18 protein-coding genes are annotated in these 17,305 nt (G+C 67.1%); 11 read left to right on the top strand and 7 right to left on the bottom strand.

What is annotated here, in order from left to right:
• Window positions 1–30 precede the first annotated feature (30 nt).
• Window positions 31–978, bottom strand: a complete 948-nt coding sequence (pip, locus tag KIH07_RS11940) for a prolyl aminopeptidase (protein ID WP_226492179.1) — start codon at window positions 976–978, stop codon at window positions 31–33.
• 56 nt (window positions 979–1,034) lie between these two features.
• Between pip and KIH07_RS11935 the strand changes: the two genes are divergently transcribed.
• The 3 genes from KIH07_RS11935 to argG are packed head-to-tail and all read left to right on the top strand — an operon-like array spanning window position 1,035 to window position 3,098.
• Window positions 1,035–1,382: an ArsC family reductase gene (locus KIH07_RS11935; protein ID WP_226492178.1), complete on the top strand. Its 348-nt coding sequence runs from the start codon at window positions 1,035–1,037 to the stop codon at window positions 1,380–1,382.
• A 58-nt stretch (window positions 1,383–1,440) separates the two neighbouring features.
• Window positions 1,441–1,758: a pyrimidine/purine nucleoside phosphorylase gene (locus KIH07_RS11930; RefSeq protein WP_226492177.1), complete on the top strand. Its 318-nt coding sequence runs from the start codon at window positions 1,441–1,443 to the stop codon at window positions 1,756–1,758.
• 8 nt (window positions 1,759–1,766) lie between these two features.
• On the top strand, window positions 1,767–3,098 hold the full coding sequence (argG, locus tag KIH07_RS11925) for an argininosuccinate synthase (protein WP_226492176.1): 1,332 nt from the start codon (window positions 1,767–1,769) through the stop codon (window positions 3,096–3,098).
• A gap of 194 nt (window positions 3,099–3,292) precedes the next feature.
• Here argG and murB read toward each other — a convergent pair whose 3' ends face one another.
• Complete coding sequence (murB, locus tag KIH07_RS11920) at window positions 3,293–4,345, bottom strand: UDP-N-acetylmuramate dehydrogenase (protein ID WP_226492175.1); 1,053 nt, start codon at window positions 4,343–4,345, stop codon at window positions 3,293–3,295.
• A gap of 39 nt (window positions 4,346–4,384) precedes the next feature.
• On the opposite strand from murB, the gene KIH07_RS11915 reads away from it, so the two are divergent.
• Complete coding sequence (locus tag KIH07_RS11915) at window positions 4,385–4,870, top strand: YajQ family cyclic di-GMP-binding protein (RefSeq protein ID WP_226492174.1); 486 nt, start codon at window positions 4,385–4,387, stop codon at window positions 4,868–4,870.
• A 99-nt stretch (window positions 4,871–4,969) separates the two neighbouring features.
• Complete coding sequence (locus KIH07_RS11910; protein WP_226492173.1) at window positions 4,970–5,620, top strand: TIGR02281 family clan AA aspartic protease; 651 nt, start codon at window positions 4,970–4,972, stop codon at window positions 5,618–5,620.
• A 3-nt stretch (window positions 5,621–5,623) separates the two neighbouring features.
• Here KIH07_RS11910 and KIH07_RS11905 read toward each other — a convergent pair whose 3' ends face one another.
• The 4 genes from KIH07_RS11905 to KIH07_RS11890 form a co-directional block, all read right to left on the bottom strand.
• On the bottom strand, window positions 5,624–5,989 hold the full coding sequence (locus tag KIH07_RS11905; RefSeq protein ID WP_226492172.1) for a RidA family protein: 366 nt from the start codon (window positions 5,987–5,989) through the stop codon (window positions 5,624–5,626).
• On the bottom strand, window positions 5,986–6,615 hold the full coding sequence (plsY, locus tag KIH07_RS11900; protein ID WP_226492171.1) for a glycerol-3-phosphate 1-O-acyltransferase PlsY: 630 nt from the start codon (window positions 6,613–6,615) through the stop codon (window positions 5,986–5,988). Before plsY ends, KIH07_RS11905 begins: the two co-directional genes overlap by 4 nt.
• 59 nt (window positions 6,616–6,674) lie before the next feature.
• Window positions 6,675–7,175: an aminoacyl-tRNA deacylase gene (locus KIH07_RS11895; RefSeq protein WP_226492170.1), complete on the bottom strand. Its 501-nt coding sequence runs from the start codon at window positions 7,173–7,175 to the stop codon at window positions 6,675–6,677.
• Between the two features lie 118 nt (window positions 7,176–7,293).
• Complete coding sequence (locus KIH07_RS11890; protein ID WP_226492169.1) at window positions 7,294–8,337, bottom strand: aldo/keto reductase; 1,044 nt, start codon at window positions 8,335–8,337, stop codon at window positions 7,294–7,296.
• 262 nt (window positions 8,338–8,599) lie between these two features.
• Between KIH07_RS11890 and KIH07_RS11885 the strand changes: the two genes are divergently transcribed.
• Window positions 8,600–8,914 (top strand): OmpA family protein, encoded by a 315-nt coding sequence (locus tag KIH07_RS11885; RefSeq protein WP_226492168.1) that lies wholly within the window; start codon window positions 8,600–8,602, stop codon window positions 8,912–8,914.
• Here the strand turns inward: KIH07_RS11885 and KIH07_RS11880 are convergent, their stop codons facing one another.
• The gene (locus KIH07_RS11880; protein WP_226492167.1) at window positions 8,915–10,786 is read right to left on the bottom strand and encodes an acyl-CoA synthetase; all 1,872 of its coding nucleotides are present in this window, start codon (window positions 10,784–10,786) and stop codon (window positions 8,915–8,917) included.
• Window positions 10,787–10,821: 35 nt separating this feature from the next.
• Between KIH07_RS11880 and KIH07_RS11875 the strand changes: the two genes are divergently transcribed.
• The 5 genes from KIH07_RS11875 to KIH07_RS11855 all read left to right on the top strand — a co-directional run bounded on the left by KIH07_RS11875 (window position 10,822) and on the right by KIH07_RS11855 (window position 17,295).
• Window positions 10,822–11,730 (top strand): alpha/beta fold hydrolase, encoded by a 909-nt coding sequence (locus KIH07_RS11875; protein ID WP_226492166.1) that lies wholly within the window; start codon window positions 10,822–10,824, stop codon window positions 11,728–11,730.
• Window positions 11,731–11,812: 82 nt separating this feature from the next.
• A protein-coding gene (gene prfB / locus KIH07_RS11870) for a peptide chain release factor 2 (protein ID WP_226492165.1) occupies window positions 11,813–12,917 on the top strand; the annotation gives its coding sequence in 2 pieces (ribosomal slippage) (window positions 11,813–11,893 and window positions 11,895–12,917; 1,104 coding nt in all).
• The gene (locus KIH07_RS11865) at window positions 12,917–13,567 is read left to right on the top strand and encodes an HAD family hydrolase (protein ID WP_226492164.1); all 651 of its coding nucleotides are present in this window, start codon (window positions 12,917–12,919) and stop codon (window positions 13,565–13,567) included. The genes prfB and KIH07_RS11865 overlap by 1 nt, the downstream gene beginning before the upstream one ends.
• Window positions 13,564–16,266 carry an aminopeptidase N gene (gene pepN, locus KIH07_RS11860; RefSeq protein ID WP_226492163.1) on the top strand — a complete coding sequence of 901 codons (2,703 nt, stop codon included), beginning with the start codon at window positions 13,564–13,566 and terminating at the stop codon, window positions 16,264–16,266. Before KIH07_RS11865 ends, pepN begins: the two co-directional genes overlap by 4 nt.
• A gap of 9 nt (window positions 16,267–16,275) precedes the next feature.
• A complete protein-coding gene (locus tag KIH07_RS11855; protein WP_226492162.1) occupies window positions 16,276–17,295 on the top strand; it encodes a class 1 fructose-bisphosphatase in 1,020 nt (339 codons plus the stop codon).
• The last annotated feature ends 10 nt before the right edge of the window (window positions 17,296–17,305 follow it).

The raw sequence follows: 17,305 nt of genomic DNA, 5'->3' as shown, positions 1-17,305 counted from the left end.
GCATTGTCGCGCACCGGCGGGCTCAGCGCCTCAGGTCGCGAAGCGGTCGGTGGCTTCGATCAGGCGCGTGAGGATGCCGGGTTCGTTGAACGCGTGCCCGGCGTCCGGCACCAGGTGGAATTCGGCCTGCGGCCAGGCCCGGTGCAGCGCCCAGGCCGTGCGGGCGGGGGTGCAGACGTCGTAACGGCCCTGCACGATCACGCCGGGAATGGCGGCCAGTTTGCCGGCGTCGCGGATGAGCTGGCCTTCGTCCATCCAGCCGTCGTGCACAAAGTAGTGGTTTTCGATGCGCGCGAAGGCCAGCGAAAACGCGTCGTTCGAATGTTTGGCGGTGTTGGCCTCATCGGGCAGCAGGCGGATGGTCTGCCCTTCCCACAGGCTCCAGGCGCGCGCGCAGGCCAGTTGTTCGGCCGGGTCCGCCCCGGTCAGGCGCCGGCGGTAGGCGCCGATCAGGTCGCCCCGCTCGGCCTCGGGGATGGGCGCCACAAAACCCTCCCACAGATCCGGGAACAGCCACGAAGCGCCCTCCTGGTAGTACCAGAGCAGTTCCTCGCGCCGCAGCGTGAAGATGCCGCGCACGATCAGCGCCGACACGCGCTCGGTGTGCGTCTGCGCATAGGCCAGCGCCAGCGTGCTGCCCCAGGAACCGCCGAACACCAGCCAGCGGTCCACGCCCAGCATCTCGCGCAGGCGCTCCATGTCGGCCACCAGGTGCCAGGTGGTGTTGTTCTCCAGCGAGGCGGCGGGCAGGGAACGCCCGCAACCGCGCTGGTCGAACAGCAGCACGCAGTAGCGCTCGGGATCGAACAGCCGGCGGTGATCGGCCGAACAGCCCGAGCCCGGCCCGCCATGCAGGAACACTGCCGGTTTTCCCTTCGGGTTGCCACACAGCTCCCAATAGACCGAGTGGCCGTCGCCGGTGTCGAGCACGCCGGTCTGAAACGGTTCGATGGGCGGATAAAAGTCGCGCTGGGCCATGGTGATCTCTTCCGGTTTGGCCGCGCCTGCCGAGAGACGCGTGCCAGAATTCAAGGATGACCACACTCTACGGCATCCCCAACTGCGACACCGTCAAGAAGGCCCGCGCCTGGCTGGCGGAACACGGCGTCCAGCACACGTTCCACGACTTCAAGAAACAGGGCGTTCCCGAGGCCGACCTCGACCGCTGGCTGGCCTCAGCGGGTTGGGAAAAGCTCGTCAACCGCAAGGGCACGACCTGGCGCGGGCTGGACGATGCCACGCGCAACGCGGTGGTGGACAACGCCAGCGCCAACGCCTTGTTGATGGCCCACGCCAGCGTGATCAAGCGTCCGGTGGTGGTGTGGGCGGACGGTGCCATCACCGTCGGCTTCGACGCTGCCGACTGGCAACACCGCGCCTGACTGGCCCCACCCGCCTAAAATTGCGGTTTCGCCTCCACTTTTCACACTTCTCCTCCCCATGAGCACCACCCAGATCAGCGGCGTCACCGTCAACACCCAGGCCAGCGTGTACTTCGATGGCAAATGCGTCAGCCACGGAATCACCTTCCCGGACGGCACCAAGAAGTCGGTCGGTGTGGTGCTGCCCGCCACGCTCACCTTCAACACCGGCGCGCCCGAGATCATGGAATGTGTGGCCGGCGGCTGTGAATACAAACTGGCCGGCACCGACGCCTGGCTCAAATCGGCTCCCGGCGACAAGTTCAGCATTCCCGGCAACAGCAGCTTCGACATCCGCGTGACGGAACCCTACCACTACATCTGCCACTTCGGCTGAGCACACACATGGCCACCATTCTTCAAAACCTGCCCACGCAACAAAAGGTCGGCATCGCCTTCTCCGGCGGCCTCGACACCTCCGCCGCCCTGCTGTGGATGAAGCAGAAGGGCGCGATCCCCTACGCCTACACCGCCAACCTGGGCCAGCCCGACGAGCCGGACTACGACGAGATCCCGCGCAAGGCCATGCAGTACGGCGCCGAAAAAGCGCGCCTGATCGACTGCCGCACCCAGCTGGCCCACGAAGGCATTGCCGCGCTGCAGTGCGGCGCCTTCCACATCAGCACCGCGGGTGTGACCTACTTCAACACCACGCCGCTGGGCCGCGCCGTGACCGGCACCATGCTGGTGGCCGCGATGAAGGAAGACGACGTCCACATCTGGGGCGACGGCAGCACCTACAAGGGCAACGACATCGAGCGCTTCTACCGCTACGGCCTGCTGACCAACCCCAGCCTGAAGATCTACAAGCCCTGGCTGGACCAGCTGTTCATCGACGAGCTGGGTGGCCGCGCCGAGATGAGCGCCTTCATGACGGCCAACGGCTTCGGCTACAAGATGAGCGCCGAAAAGGCCTACTCCACCGACAGCAACATGCTGGGCGCCACGCACGAGGCGAAAGACCTGGAGCACCTGAACAGCGGCATCACCATCGTCAACCCCATCATGGGCGTGGCGTTCTGGAAAGACGAGGTCGAGGTCAAGCGCGAAACCGTGACGGTGCGTTTCGAAGAAGGCCAGCCCGTCGCGCTGAACGGCAAGACCTTTGACAGCCCGGTGGAGCTGATCCTGGAAGCCAACCGCATCGGCGGCCGCCACGGCCTGGGCATGAGCGACCAGATCGAAAACCGCATCATCGAAGCCAAGAGCCGCGGCATCTACGAAGCCCCGGGCCTGGCGCTGCTGCACATCGCCTACGAGCGGCTGGTGACCGGCATCCACAACGAAGACACGATCGAGCAGTACCGCATCAACGGTCTGAAGCTCGGCCGCCTGCTCTACCAGGGCCGCTGGTTCGATCCGCAGGCGATCATGCTGCGCGAGACCGCCCAGCGCTGGGTGGCACGCGCCATCACCGGCGAGGTGACGGTCGAACTGCGCCGCGGCAACGACTACTCGATCATGAACACCGAGAGCCCGAACCTGACCTACGCGCCGGAACGTCTGTCGATGGAAAAGGTGGAGGACGCGCCGTTCACGCCGCTGGACCGCATCGGGCAGCTGACCATGCGCAACCTCGACATCACCGACACGCGCGCCAAGCTCGGCATCTACGCCAAGACCGGCCTGCTGTCGCTGGGCGAAGGCTCGCAGATGCTCAAGATCGAAGGCGAGTGATTTCCCGCTCGCCGCGTTTCTCGCCTTGACCTCGCGGGATCGGGGCGCCCTCTCGCTGGCTGACCGATGGCGTGTGGTGGATGGCGCAGCGAAGTAAAGGAGGAGGCAACGGCGCAGCCGTTGACGGGGGACATGAGCGGAGTCAGCCACCACACGCCATCGGGCGAAGTGGTCTCCGCGCTACGACCGAGGCTTCAAACCACCACAGGCTCCGGCTCCAGCCGGATGCCAAAGCGCTCGTACACACTGGTCTGGATCGCCTTGGCCAGCGTCATCACCTCACCGCCGGTGGCGCCGCCCCGGTTCACCAGCACCAGCGCCTGTTTTTCGTACACGCCGGCGTGGCCCACGCTCTTGCCCTTCCAGCCACAGGCATCGATCAACCAGCCCGCGGCCAGCTTGATGCTGCCGTCGGCCATGGGGTAATGCACCACCTTCGGATCGCGCGCGATGATGTCGGCGCACTGCTCGGGCGTCACGGTCGGGTTCTTGAAGAAACTACCGGCGTTGCCGATCACCGCCGGGTCGGGCAGCTTGGCACGGCGGATCGCCACCACCCAGTCAAAAATCTGGCGCGCGTCGGGCGCGTGGATACCGGTTTCGGCCATCTTGCGCTCCAGATCCAGGTAACCCAGCACCGGCTTCCAGGGCTTGGGCAGCCAGAAACGCACCCGCGTGATGAGCGCGCGGCCCGCCAGGCCCAGCCCCTTCTCACCGGCCGGCGCGTGCTTGAACACCGAGTCGCGGTAGCCAAAACCGCATTGCGCGGCGTCCAGCGTGAACGCCTGACCGGTCTGCAGGTCGATCGCGTCGAGCGAATGAAAGCGGTCCTGCAGCTCCACACCGTAGGCACCGATGTTCTGCACCGGCGAGGCCCCCACCGTGCCCGGAATCAGCGCCAGGTTTTCCAGACCCGGCCAGCCCTGCTCCAGCGTCCAGGCCACGAAGTCGTGCCAGTTTTCACCCGCACCGCCCTCCACCACCCAGCCCCTGGCATGGTCTTCGACCAGACGGCGCCCGGCGATCTCGACCTTGATCACCAGCGGCTTGATGTCGCCCGTGATCACCAGGTTGCTGCCGCCCCCCAGCACAAAGGCCCGCGCAGCGGCGCCGCCGTCTGCCCACTCCGGGCTGTTCATGAGCTGCACCACCTCGGCGTCCGAGCCCACGCGCACCAGCCGCTGCGCACGCGCGACGATGCCAAAACTGTTGTAGGGCTGGAGCGCCACGTTGTTCTCGACTAACATCCCCGGATTGTCTCATTCACGCTCTGCGAATCCACCACCATGCCCTCTTTTGACACCGTACTCGAAGCCGATTTTGTGGAAGTGAAGAACGCGATCGACCAAGTCTCGCGCGAGATCGGCACCCGTTTCGACTTCAAAGGCACCAGCGCCGCCATCGAACTCAAGGACAAGGAAATCATCCTGCACGGCGACGCGGACTTCCAGCTCCAGCAGATCGACGACGTGCTGCGCAACAAGCTGACCAAGCGCGGTGTGGACGCGCGGTTCCTGGACGTCGGCAAAGTCGAGAAGGTCGGTGGCGACAAGGTCAAGCAGGTGGTCAAGGTGCGCAACGGCATCAGCACCGAAGACGGCAAGAAGATCCAGCAGGCCATCAAGGGCAGCAAGCTGAAGGTGCAAGGCGCCATCCAGGGCGACGCCGTGCGCGTGACCGGCGCCAAGCGCGACGACCTGCAGGCCGCCATGGCGCTGATCAAGAGCGAGCTGAAAGACCTGCCCCTGTCGTTCAACAATTTCAGGGATTGAATGGTGCCCCCCGCGCCGCGCTGCGCGCGTCACCCCCCAGGGGGCGGCGTTGGCGGCCCGGCAAAGCCGGTTCCGCGACGCCCTGGACCCAGACCCCTCATGCCCACGTCTTTGCTGACCGCACTCGTCCTTGCGCTCGCTGCCGGAACTTCGTACGCGCAGTCGGTGGCGCTGTCGGGTGTGGCCGGCGGCAAGGCCCTGCTGACCATCGATGCCGCGGCACCGAAGTTTGTGAGCCCGGGGCAGACGCACCAGGGTGTGAAGCTGTTGAACACGCAGGGCGAAACGGCGGAGGTGGAGGTCGATGGTCAGCGCCAGACCCTGCGCGTGGGCGATGCGCCGGTGAGCGTGGGTCGAGGGGTCTCCAGCGGTGGCGGCGGTGCACAGCGCATCGTGCTCACGGCCGACGCCCAGGGCCACTTCATGCCGTCGGGTCAGATCAACGGCAAGACCGTTCAGTTCATGGTGGACACGGGCGCCACGCAGGTGGTCTTGAGCGAGTCCGACGCCAAGCGCATCAACCTGAAATACGAACAAGCGCAGAAGGTCCAGGTGAGCACGGCCAATGGCGTCGTGGTCGGCTACCAGCTGAAACTGGACTCGGTGAAGATCGGAGACACCCAAGTGTATGGCGTGTCAGGCATCGTGCTGCCGCAGCCCATGCCCTATGTGCTGCTGGGCAACAGCTTTCTGACCCACTTTCAGATGCAGCGCAACAACGACCAGCTCACGCTGGAAAAACGCTTCTGAAAATCAAAGTGACGCTTTCTGCGCCGCTGTGACCACGATCTCGATCTTCCAGGCCGGATTGGCCAATGCGGCCTGGACCGTGGCACGTGGCGGCGCGGTGCCCGGCACCACCCAGGCGTCCCACACCTCGTTCATGGTGCCGATCTCGCGGATGTCGGTCAGGTAGATCTGGGTGCGCAGGATGCGCGACTTGTCGCTGCCCGCATCCAGCAGGCGCTGCTGGATCTGGTCCAGCACGTCCTGGGTCTGGCTGCGGATGTCGGTGTCACCGCGCTCGGGCACCATGCCCGCGAGGTAGACCACGCCGTTGAACACGGCTGCTTCGCTGTAGCGGGCGGCCACGCCGTGGCGCACGATGTCATGGTTCATGTCTTTTTGGCTCCGAGTTTGCTTTCTTTGCCGGCCAGCAGCCGGTTGATGTTCTCCGCGTGGCGCCACACCAGCAGGATCCCCATGACCGCCAGGCTCAATACCATCACGCCCGGTGCGTCCCAGGCCACATGGTTGCCAAACAGGTAATAGGCCGGCGCGAACAGCGCCGTGACGATGGAGGCCAGCGAGGAATAGCGGAAGAAGAAAGCGATGATGACCCAGGTGGCCAGCGCCGCCAGCCCCAGCCAGGGGTTGAAGCCCAGGATCACGCCCGCGGCCGTGGCCACGCCCTTGCCGCCCTGGAAACGGAAGAACACCGGGTACAGGTGCCCGAGGAACGAGGCCAGTCCCACCAGCGCCACCGTTCCGTCGCCCAGGCCCCAGGTCGCGCCCCACCCCATCACCACCACCACCGGCAGCCAGCCCTTGAAGGCGTCCAGCAGCAGCGTGACGATGGCCGCGGCCTTGCTGCCCGAGCGCAGCACGTTGGTGGCACCGGGGTTCTTGCTGCCGTAGGTGCGCGGATCGTTCAGGCCCATCAAGCGGCTGACCAGCACGGCGAACGACAGCGAGCCGATCAGGTAGGCGGCCACCGTGGCCAGCAGCGGATAAACGAATTCCAACGGGAGCTCCTCGTGTTGTGCGTGGCCGGACACAGCGGCGCGCGCGCCCGGCGGTGCGCCTATTCTGCCAGCGCGCAATGCACCGGCCTGGCGCCCAGCGGACCGGCCAGCACCGCCGGATCGATGCCCACCAGAAAACCCCGCCGCCCGCCGTTGATCCAGATCCGGGGCAGCTCCAGCACCGAGGCCTCCACCCAGACCGGCATGGCTCGCTTGAGACCGAACGGCGAGGTGCCGCCCACGAAGTAGCCGCTGTGGCGGTTCGCCACCTCGGGCTTGCAGGGCTCGATCGACTTGGCCCCGGTCTGTCGCGCGAGGTTCTTGGTGGACACGGTGCGGTTGCCATGCATCAGCACCGCCAGCGGTCGCGCCTGCTCGTCCTGCATGATCAGCGTCTTGACCACCGCGAACGGGTCCAGCCCCAGCACCGCCGCGCTGTGCTGCGCACCCCCGTGCTCCAGGTACTCGTAGGGATGCTCGGTGAACACCACACCATGGGCCTTGAGCCAGGCGGTGGCGAGGGTTTCGGAGACATGGGACTCCCCCCTGCGCCGCTTCACGGCTTCCCCCCTCTCTGGCGCGCTTTCAGCGCTGGGAGGGAGGACGGCACCTGCGGCCTGGCAGAGCCAGTTCCGCGGCGCCTCTCGACGCCCCCCCCGCATGCGGCACACCGATGCTTCATTGGGCAGGGTCGCGAACTTCCCAGCGGATTTTGTCAATCTCTTTGAGCAGTTCGGGTGAGAGCGTGGTGCCCCAGGCGTCCAGGCATTCGTCGAGCTGGGCCAGCGAGGTCACGCCGATGATGGTGCTGGCCACGCGCCAGTTGGTGTAGCAGAACGCCAGCGCCATCTGCACCGGGGTCAGGCCGTGTTCGCGTGCCAGCGCGTTGTAGCGGCGCGCGGCGTCCAGCGCCTCCGGGCGGCCCCAGCGCTGCTTGCGCATCGAGTCGTAGAGGGCCATGCGACCGGCGTCGCCCACCAGGCCGGTGGCATCGTATTTGCCGCTCAGCAGGCCAAAGCCCAGCGGTGAATAGGCCAGCAGCGACACCCCGAGGCGGTGGCAGGTTTCGTCCAGCCCGTTCTCAAAGCTGCGATTGATCAGGCAGTACGGGTTCTGCACCGTGGCCACGCTGGAGAGCCCGTGTTGGGCGGCCAGCCGCACGAACTCGTGCACGCCGTAGGGCGACTCGTTGGACAGGCCGATCGCGCGCACCTGGCCCGCCTGGACCAGCCCGCTCAGGGCTTCGAGCTGCTCCAGAACGGAAGGCATGGGCCGGTCTTTCGAGGGATCGAAATAGAGGGCGCCAAACGTGGGCATGTTGCGCGCCGGCCAGTGGATCTGGTACAGGTCGATCACGTCGGTCTGCAGGCGGCGCAGGCTGGCTTCGCAGGCCTCGACGATGCCGGCCTTGCTCACCTCGGGACGCAGCCAGGGCATGCCGCGCGCCGGGCCGGCCACCTTGGTGGCGAGCACCACTTTCTGGCGCGCGCCCGGGTTCCTGGCGAACCAGTTGCCGATGATGGATTCGGTGGCGCCGCAGGTCTCGGCCTTGGCCGGCACGGAGTACATCTCAGCGGTATCGACGAAGTTGATGCCGCGCTCCAGGGCGCGGTCTAGGATGGCGTGGGCGGCGGCTTCCTGGACCTGTTCGCCAAAGGTCATGGTGCCCAGGCAGATGGGGGTGACTTGCAGGCCGCTGGAGCCCAGTGCAACAGTGTTCATGGAGGGGTGTGCAAATGCGTATGGGGTGATAAAAAGGGACCGGCTCGGGCTATAAGTTTATGGCCGATGGCGGGGTCGGGTTGTCCCCGCCGAAACCCGTCCACACGCCCCTTCAGGAGACTTGCCCATGCGCCGCTTGTTCACGCCCGTCCACGGGGCCTTGTGCGCCCTTCTGTGCCTGGCCTTCGCGGGTTGTTCGTCGTTGCCGGGTCGGGGCACGCCAGACGGGTCGTCAGGTACGTCAGCGGAGCCAAGCCCCGTGATGGCATTTCCCGCCGCGATGGCCTTCGATGCGGGGCGCTCGACCGTGAAGCCCGCCCTGGCGCGCCAGCTCAATGCGCTGGCCAACCGGCTCAACACGAGCCCGGGCACGCGGGTCAACATCCTGGGGCATGGCGACGACAAGCGCAGCGATGCCGCCAACCGCCTGCTGGCGCAGGACCGTGCGCTGAGCGTGCGCGATTACCTGATCGCCCGTGGCGTGTCGATCATCCGGCTGCGCGCCGAGGGTCGAGCGGCCAACCGGCAGCTGGAGATCCACCTCAGCGATGTCGCACCACCCAAGGCCGCGCGCTGATCAGGCCCGCGCACGGGCGCGCTCCTCTTCCTGCAGCCGCAGCACGCGCCGCTGTACCTTGCCGGTGGTGGTCATGGGCAGCGCGTCCACAAACTCGATCTCCTTGGGGTACTCGTAGGGCGCGAGCTTGCCTTTCACGTGCGCCTGCAGTTCGGCCGTGAGCGCCCGCTCGAACGCCGGCTCGCCCAGGGCCCGGCCGGCTTGCGCCGCCAGGTATTCCTGCGCCAGCACCACGTAGGCCTTGACCACCGCGCCGCGCTCGGCATCGGGCTTGGGCACCACGGCGGCGTTGGCCACGGCCGGGTGTTTGACCAGGCAGTTCTCGATCTCACCCGGCCCGATGCGGTAGCCCGCGGCCTTGAACACGTCGTCGGCACGGCCCTGGTACCAGAGGTAACCCTCGGCGTCGCGCACGGCCATGTCGCCGGTGCGGCACCAGCTGTTGCTCGCGTCCCCGGTGAACTTGGCGCGCGTGGAGGCCTCGTTCTTCCAGTAGCCCAGGAAAAAGATCGGATCGGGCTGGCCATGCACGTCCAGACGGTGCACCGCCACGTCGCCCGGCACGCCCACCGGGCACTCCTGGCCCTCGTCGTCGATCACCGCCACGCGGTGGCCGGGGTAGCCTTTGCCCATGCTGCCCGGTTTCGCGGGCCAACCGGTTCGCCCCCGCGCTCCGCCGCTGCGCGGGTCGCTGCCCCCCGAGGGGGTGCCGCCTTGCTTGGGGCGGCCCGGCGCTGCGGCGTCCCATTGCATGGCGCAGTTGCCCACGATGTAGTTGATCTCGGTCTGGCCGAACATCTCGTTGACCGTCACGCCGAGCTGCCGCTGGCAATAGGCGAACACGGCATCGCCCACCGCCTCGCCCGCGCTCATGATGGCCTGCAGCCGCAGCGTGTAGCGCTGGCGCGGCTCGGGAAAGGCTTTCATCATGGCCTTGAGCGCGGTGGGAAACAGGAAGCTGTGCGTCACGCCGTGGCGCTCCAGCAGCTCGAACGCGGTCTGCGGACTGAAACGCCCGTTGTAGCCCACGATGGGCCGGCCGAAGTACAGCGTGGGCAAGAGCGCGTCCATCAGGCCACCGGTCCAGGCCCAGTCGGCCGGCGACCAGAACACCGCCTGCGAGGGCACCGAGGCGTCGAACGGATCGAAGCCGAACCAGTTCTGGCTGCAGACAAAACCGGTGAGGTTGCCGATGAGCGCGCGGTGCGGAATCAACGCGCCCTTGGGGTTGCCGGTGGTGCCGCTGGTGTAGATCAACACGGCGGCCTCGTCGGCCAGGGTGTGCACCAGAGCAAAGTCGGGCGCGGCCTGCGCCAGCACGGCCGACCAGTCCAGCGCCCCCGCCCGGGCAGGCTGCACACCCACCGCGACCACGGTGTGCAGCAGCGGGCAGGCGCCGCTCACGGACTGCACGGCGTCGAGCGTGCTGGCGTCGCAGATCGCCACCACGGCCTCGCTGTCGTGCAGGCGGTATTCCAGCGCCTCGGGGCCGAACAGCTGCGACAGCGGCATGCCCACCGCCCCCATCTGCAACACCGTCATGTAGGCCACCGCGGTTTCAAAGCGTTGCGGCAGCACGATGGCGACGCGGTCGCCGCGCTCCACCCCCATGGCCACGAGCGCGTTGGACAGGCGGTTGGCCTGGTCCTGCAGCTCGGCGTAGCTGTGGTGGCGGTCGGGCTGGCCCCCGGCGCAGGCAATGACCGCGGTGCGCGCGGCGCTGGCGGGCTGCGCCGCCCAGCGCCGCAGACAGACCTCGGCCATGTTGAAACGATCGGGCACCTGCCAGCGGAACCCGCTGTGCAGCGCGTCGTAATGGTCCACCGCCGCCGGGCGGCGCGTGGTCTTGTCCCGGCCTTGACTCTGCGGCATCGCCTGTCTCCATCGTGTTCTCTATGATCCGGCGAATGTACCAAGCCCTGAACCCATCCCGCAGCGAGTTGGTCCCGATCCGCGGCCTGTCCTATCACGTGCGCGTCTGGGGTCAGGCCGACGCCGCAACGCCGCCCCTGGTGCTGGTGCACGGCTGGATGGACGTGTCCGCGTCGTGGCAGTTCATGGTGGACGCCCTGCAGGCCCGGCGCTGGATCATCGCGCCGGACTGGCGCGGTTTTGGCCTGACGCGCGGCGAGGGGCCTGCGCCCGACAGCTACTGGTTTCCGGACTACCTGGCCGATCTGGACGCCCTGCTCGACCACTACGCCGCCGGGCAGCCGGTGGATCTGGTGGGCCACAGCATGGGCGGCAACGTGGCCATGATGTACGCCGGCGTGCGGCCGCAGCGCATCCGCCGGCTGGTCAACCTCGAAGGTTTCGGCCTGCCCGAGACCCGCCCGGCCCAGGCACCCGAGCGCTATGCGAAGTGGATGGACGAGATCAAGGCCCTGCACCGCGGCGAGATGGAGCTGAAGGCCTACGACTCGGTCGAAGGCGTGGCGCGGCGCCTGATGAAGACCAACCCGCGCCTGCCGGCCGACCAGGCCGAGTGGCTGGCCGCACACTGGGCCGCGCCCGACGCGCAAGGGCGCTGGGTGGTGCTCGGCGACCCCGCGCACAAGGTGGTGAGTGCCCACCTCTACCAGGTCGAAGAGGCCCTGGCCATCTACCGGCGCATCAGCGCGCCGGTGCTCAGCGTGACCGCCAGCGACGACAGCCTGGGCCAGTGGTGGAAGGGCCAGTTCTCGCTGGCGCAGTACCACGAGCGGCTCCAGGCCGTGCCCCGGTTGCACAGCGCCGTGGTCAACGATGCCGGCCACATGCTGCACCACGACCAGCCCGCCGCGCTCGCCGGACTGATCGAAACCTTCCTGGCGTGAGAAAATCGCGGTTTCGGCCGGGCGCCGCACATGTGCGGTGCCGGCCGACCCATTTTCCGCACATCGACAGAAGGCACCCATCATGGAAGCAGAACGCGTCAACTCCATCCGCAACCAGCTCGACGACCTGACCACCCGGGTGGTCGAGCTCCGGAGGTATCTTTGACTACGATGCCAAAGCATCGAAGCTGAAGGAAGTCGAGTCCGCGCTGGAAGACCCCACGGTCTGGAACGACCCCAAACGCGCCCAGGACCTGGGTCGCGAGAAGAAATCGCTCGAAGACGTGGTGCTGGTGCTCGACCGTCTGAGCAACGAGCTGTCCGACAACACCGAGCTGTTCGAGATGTCCAGCGAAGACGGTGACGACGCCGGGCTGATCACCATCGAAGGCGAAGCCGCCAAGGTGGCCGCCGAGGTGGAGAAGCTCGAATTCCGCCGCATGTTCAACAACCCGGCCGATCCGCTGAACTGCTTCCTGGACATCCAGGCCGGCGCCGGCGGCACCGAAGCCTGCGACTGGGCCAGCATGCTGCTGCGCCAGTACCTGAAGTACTGCGAGCGCAAGGGTTTCAAGACCACGATCGAAGACGAGACCGCGGGCGACACCGCCGGCATCAAGGGCGCCACGATCAAGATCGAGGGCGAGTACGCCTTTGGCCTGCTGCGCACCGAAACCGGGGTGCACCGCCTGGTGCGCAAGAGCCCGTTCGACTCCTCGGGCGGGCGCCACACCTCGTTTGCCTCGGTATTCGTCTACCCCGAGATCGACGACTCGATCGAGATCAACATCAACCCGGCCGACGTGCGCACCGACACCTTCCGCGCTTCGGGCGCCGGCGGCCAGCACATCAACAAGACCGACTCGGCCGTGCGCCTCACGCACATCCCCACCGGCATCGTGGTGCAATGCCAGGACGGCCGCAGCCAGCACAGCAACCGCGACGTGGCCTGGAAACGCCTGCGCTCGCGCCTGTACGACTTTGAACTGCGCAAGCAGCAGGAAGAGCAGCAGAAGCTCGAAGACAGCAAGACCGACGTGGGCTGGGGCCACCAGATCCGCAGCTACGTGCTGGACAACAGCCGCATCAAGGACCTGCGCACCAACGTCGAAATCTCCGCCACGCAGAAGGTGCTGGACGGCGACCTCGACGCCTTCATCGAAGCCTCGCTCAAGCAGGGCGTCTGATGGTCCAGGCCCTGATCTTCGACATGGACGGCACCATGATCGACTCCATGCCGTCGCACCAGCGCAGCTGGGTCGAATTCACGCGCCGGCGTGGTCTCGCCATCGACGTGCCCGACCTCATGCGCCGCACCACCGGCCGCACCGGCGTGGAGTGCATGCGCGAGCTCTTCGGCGACCTCACCGACGCGCAGGCCCAGGCTTTCGTCGATGAGAAGGAGGCCGTCTACCGCGAGCTGTTTGCGCCCGTTTTCAGCGAGGTCGCGGGTTTCAAGGCCTTCCTGGGGGCCGCGCAACAGCGCGGGCTCGCGGTCGGCGTGGGCACGGCGGGTGACCGCCACAACCAGGCCTTTGCCTACCAGCATCTGGCGCTGGGCCAGCCCCTGCCCACGGTGGGCGGCGACGAGGGCCTGCCCGGCAAGCCCGAGCCTGCCATCTTTCTGGAAGTCGCGCGCCGCCTGGGTGTGGTGCCCGAGCGCTGCATCGTGTTCGAAGACGCGCCACTGGGCATCGAGGCCGCGCGGCGCGCCGGCATGCGCGCCGTCGCCATCTGCAGCTCACACCCGGCTCAGGAACTCGGTGGCCCGCACGTGCTGGCCCGCGTTCCCGACTACCACGCCCTGATCACATCCCGTTTCCTGGAGACACTATGACCCCCTTGCGTGAAGCCAGCGGCCCGACCACCGTGGTCCGTCGAGAAGACTACGTTCCTCCGGCGTTCTGGATCGACACGGTCGAACTGGTGTTTGACCTGGACCCGGCCAAGACCCGGGTACTCAACAAGATGCGCCTGCGCCGCAACCCGGACGTGGCCGCGCAAGCGCTGCGGCTCGATGGCGAGGACCTGAACCTCGCGCGCGTGCTGGTCAACGGCGCGGGCTGCTCGTTCAAGCTCGACGGCCAGACCCTGGTGCTGGAGAACCTGCCCGAAGGACAGGACCCTTTTGACCTGGAGATCTTCACCACCTGCGCGCCCGAGAAGAACACCCAGCTCATGGGCCTGTACGTGAGCCAGAGCACCTTCTTCACCCAGTGCGAGGCCGAGGGCTTTCGCCGCATCACCTATTTCCTGGACCGCCCGGACGTGATGGCCAGCTACACCGTCACGCTGCGCGCCGACAAGGCCAGGTACCCGGTGCTGCTGTCCAACGGCAATCTGGTGGAACAAGGTGACCTGCCCGACGGGCGCCACTACGCCCGGTGGATCGACCCGCACAAGAAGCCCTGCTACCTGTTCGCGCTGGTGGCGGGCCAGTTGGTGGCGCGCGAGCAGCGCATCGTGGCGCGCAACGGCCGCGAACACCTGCTGCAGGTGTACGTGCGCCCCGGCGACATGGACAAGACCGAACACGCCATGAACTCGCTGATCGCCAGCGTGGTCTGGGACGAGGCCCGCTTCGGCCTGCCGCTCGATCTGGAGCGCTTCATGATCGTCGCCACCAGCGACTTCAACATGGGCGCGATGGAGAACAAGGGCCTCAACATCTTCAACACCAAGTACGTGCTGGCCAACAGCGCCACCGCGACCGACACCGATTTTTCCAACATCGAGTCGGTGGTGGGCCACGAGTACTTCCACAACTGGACCGGCAACCGCGTGACCTGCCGCGACTGGTTCCAGCTGAGTCTGAAAGAAGGCCTGACCGTCTTCCGCGACCAGGAGTTCAGCATGGACCTGTGCGCCGAGGCCTCGGCGCGCGCGGTCAAACGCATTGAAGACGTGCGTGTGCTGCGTACAGCGCAGTTCCCCGAAGACGCCGGCCCCATGGCGCACCCGGTGCGGCCCGACAGCTACGTCGAGATCAACAACTTCTACACCGTCACGGTCTACGAAAAAGGCGCCGAGGTCGTGCGCATGATGCAGACCCTGGTGGGACGCGCCGGCTTCGCTGCGGGCATGAAGCTGTACTTCGAACGCCACGACGGCAGCGCCGTGACCTGCGACGATTTCGCCCAGGCCATGGCCGACGCCAACCCCTCGTCCGACCTCGCGCGCCTGCTGCCCCAGTTCAAGCGCTGGTACAGCCAGGCCGGCACGCCGCTGGTACAGGCCCGCGGTGTGTACGACGCAGCTGCGCGCAGCTACACGCTCACGCTCACACAAAGCTGCGCCCCCACGCCGGGTCAGGCCCACAAGGAGCCGTTCGTGATTCCGGTGGCGATGGGCCTGCTCGACGCCCAAGGCGCCGAGCTGCCGCTGCAACTGGCCCACTGGAGCCAGCCCGAGACCGGCACGCGCAGCTTCGTGCTGACCGAGGCGGTGGAGAGCTTCACCTTCATCAACCTGGACAGCGAGCCGGTGCCGTCGCTGCTGCGCGGCTTCTCGGCCCCGGTGGTGCTGGACTTCGACTACAGCGATGCGCAGCTGCTCGGTCTGCTGGCGCACGACACCGACCCGTTCAACCGCTGGGAGGCCGGTCAGCGCCTGGCGCTGCGCCGCGCGCTCAACGCGATCCACGCCGACGGCCCCGTGGTGCGCGAGCCGCTGGATGCGGCCTATCTCGACGCCATGCGCTCCGTGCTGCGCCACCCCACGCTGGACGCCGCGTTCAAGGAACTGGTGTTGACCCTGCCCAGCGAAACCTACATCGCCGAACAGCTCGACGTGGTAGACCCGCAGCGCGTGCACGCCGTGCGCGAGGCCATGCGCGAACAGCTCGCCCAGGCCCTTCACAACGACTGGGTCTGGGCCTATGAGGCCCACAAGGACAACGGCGCCTACCGCCCCGACCCGGTGAGCACCGGCCGGCGCGCGCTCGCCGGCATGGCGCTCGCCATGTTGTGCCTGGCGGCGAGAGAAAACGGCGACCTGGTCTGGCCCGGCAAAGCCTACCAGCGCTTCAAGGACGCCGGCAACATGACCGACCGCTTCAACGCGCTGGCCAGTCTGGTCGGCAGCGGCCAGCCGCTGGCGCAGGACGCCCTCGCGCGCTTCCACACCCTGTTCCGCCACGAGGCCCTGGTGCTCGACAAGTGGTTCGCCCTGCAGGCCGGCGCCCCCGACCGCGGTGGCAACGTGTTGCCCGCCGTGCGCCGCCTGCTCGCCCACCCGGACTTCCACCTGCGCAACCCCAACCGCGCACGCAGCGTGATCTTCAGCTACTGCAGCGCCAACCCCGGCGCCTTCCACCGCGCCGATGCGGCGGGCTACACCTTCTGGAGCGAACGCGTGATCGAGCTCGACGCCATCAACCCGCAGGTCGCCTCCCGCCTCGCGCGCGCACTGGACCGCTGGAAGAAGCTCGCCGAACCCTACCGCAGTGCGGCGCGCGAAGCCATCGCCCGCGTGGCCGCCAGACCCGACCTGAGCAACGACGTGCGCGAGGTCGTCACCCGCGCCCTCGCGGACTAAGGAAGAACCATGACCAAACGCATCTCACTCACCCGCTACCTCGTCGAACAGCAGCGTGTCGACGGCCACATCCCCGGCGACCTGCGCCTGCTGCTTGAAGTGGTCGCACGCGCCTGCAAGAGCATCAGCCAGGCCGTCAACAAGGGCGATCTCGGTGGTGTGCTCGGCGTCGCCGACACCGAGAACGTGCAAGGCGAAGTCCAGAAACAACTCGACATCATCGCCAACGAGGTGCTGATCGAGGCCAACGAATGGGGTGGCCATCTCGCCGCCATGGCCAGCGAGGAAATGGACAGCATCTACGTGGTGCCCAACCGCTTTCCCCAGGGCGAGTACCTGCTGATGTTCGACCCGCTCGACGGCTCATCCAACATCGACGTCAACGTGTCCATCGGCACCATCTTCTCGGTGCTCAAGAAGGGCAACGACAACCCCGACACCATCGAGCCCGTCTGCGAACAGGACTTCCTGCAACCCGGCACCAGCCAAGTGGCCGCGGGCTACTGCGTCTACGGTCCGCAGACCACCCTGGTGCTGACCGTGGGCGACGGCGTGGCCATGTTCACGCTGGACCGCGAGCAGGGTTCCTTCGTGCTGACCCGGGAAAACGTGCAGATCCCGGCCGACACCAAGGAATTCGCCATCAACATGAGCAACATGCGCCACTGGGACGCCCCGGTGAAGCGCTACGTGGACGAATGCCTGGCCGGCAAGGAAGGCCCGCGCGGCAAGGACTTCAACATGCGCTGGGTCGCGTCCATGGTGGCCGACGTGCACCGCATCCTCACCCGCGGCGGCGTGTTCCTGTACCCCTGGGACAAGCGCGAACCCGAAAAGCCCGGCAAGCTGCGTCTGATGTACGAAGCCAACCCCATGAGCTGGCTGGTCGAACAGGCCGGCGGCGCCGCCACCAACGGGCGCCAGCGCATCCTCGACATCCAGCCCACCAAGCTGCACGAACGCGTCAGCGTGATGCTGGGCTCAAAGAATGAAGTCGACCGGCTGACCAGCTACCACAGCACGCTATAATCTTGGGCTA

The sequence above is a fragment of the Hydrogenophaga taeniospiralis genome (assembly GCF_020510445.1).
In the GTDB taxonomy this organism is placed as follows: domain Bacteria; phylum Pseudomonadota; class Gammaproteobacteria; order Burkholderiales; family Burkholderiaceae_C; genus Hydrogenophaga.
This window is presented reverse-complemented; position numbering and strand designations above follow the sequence as displayed.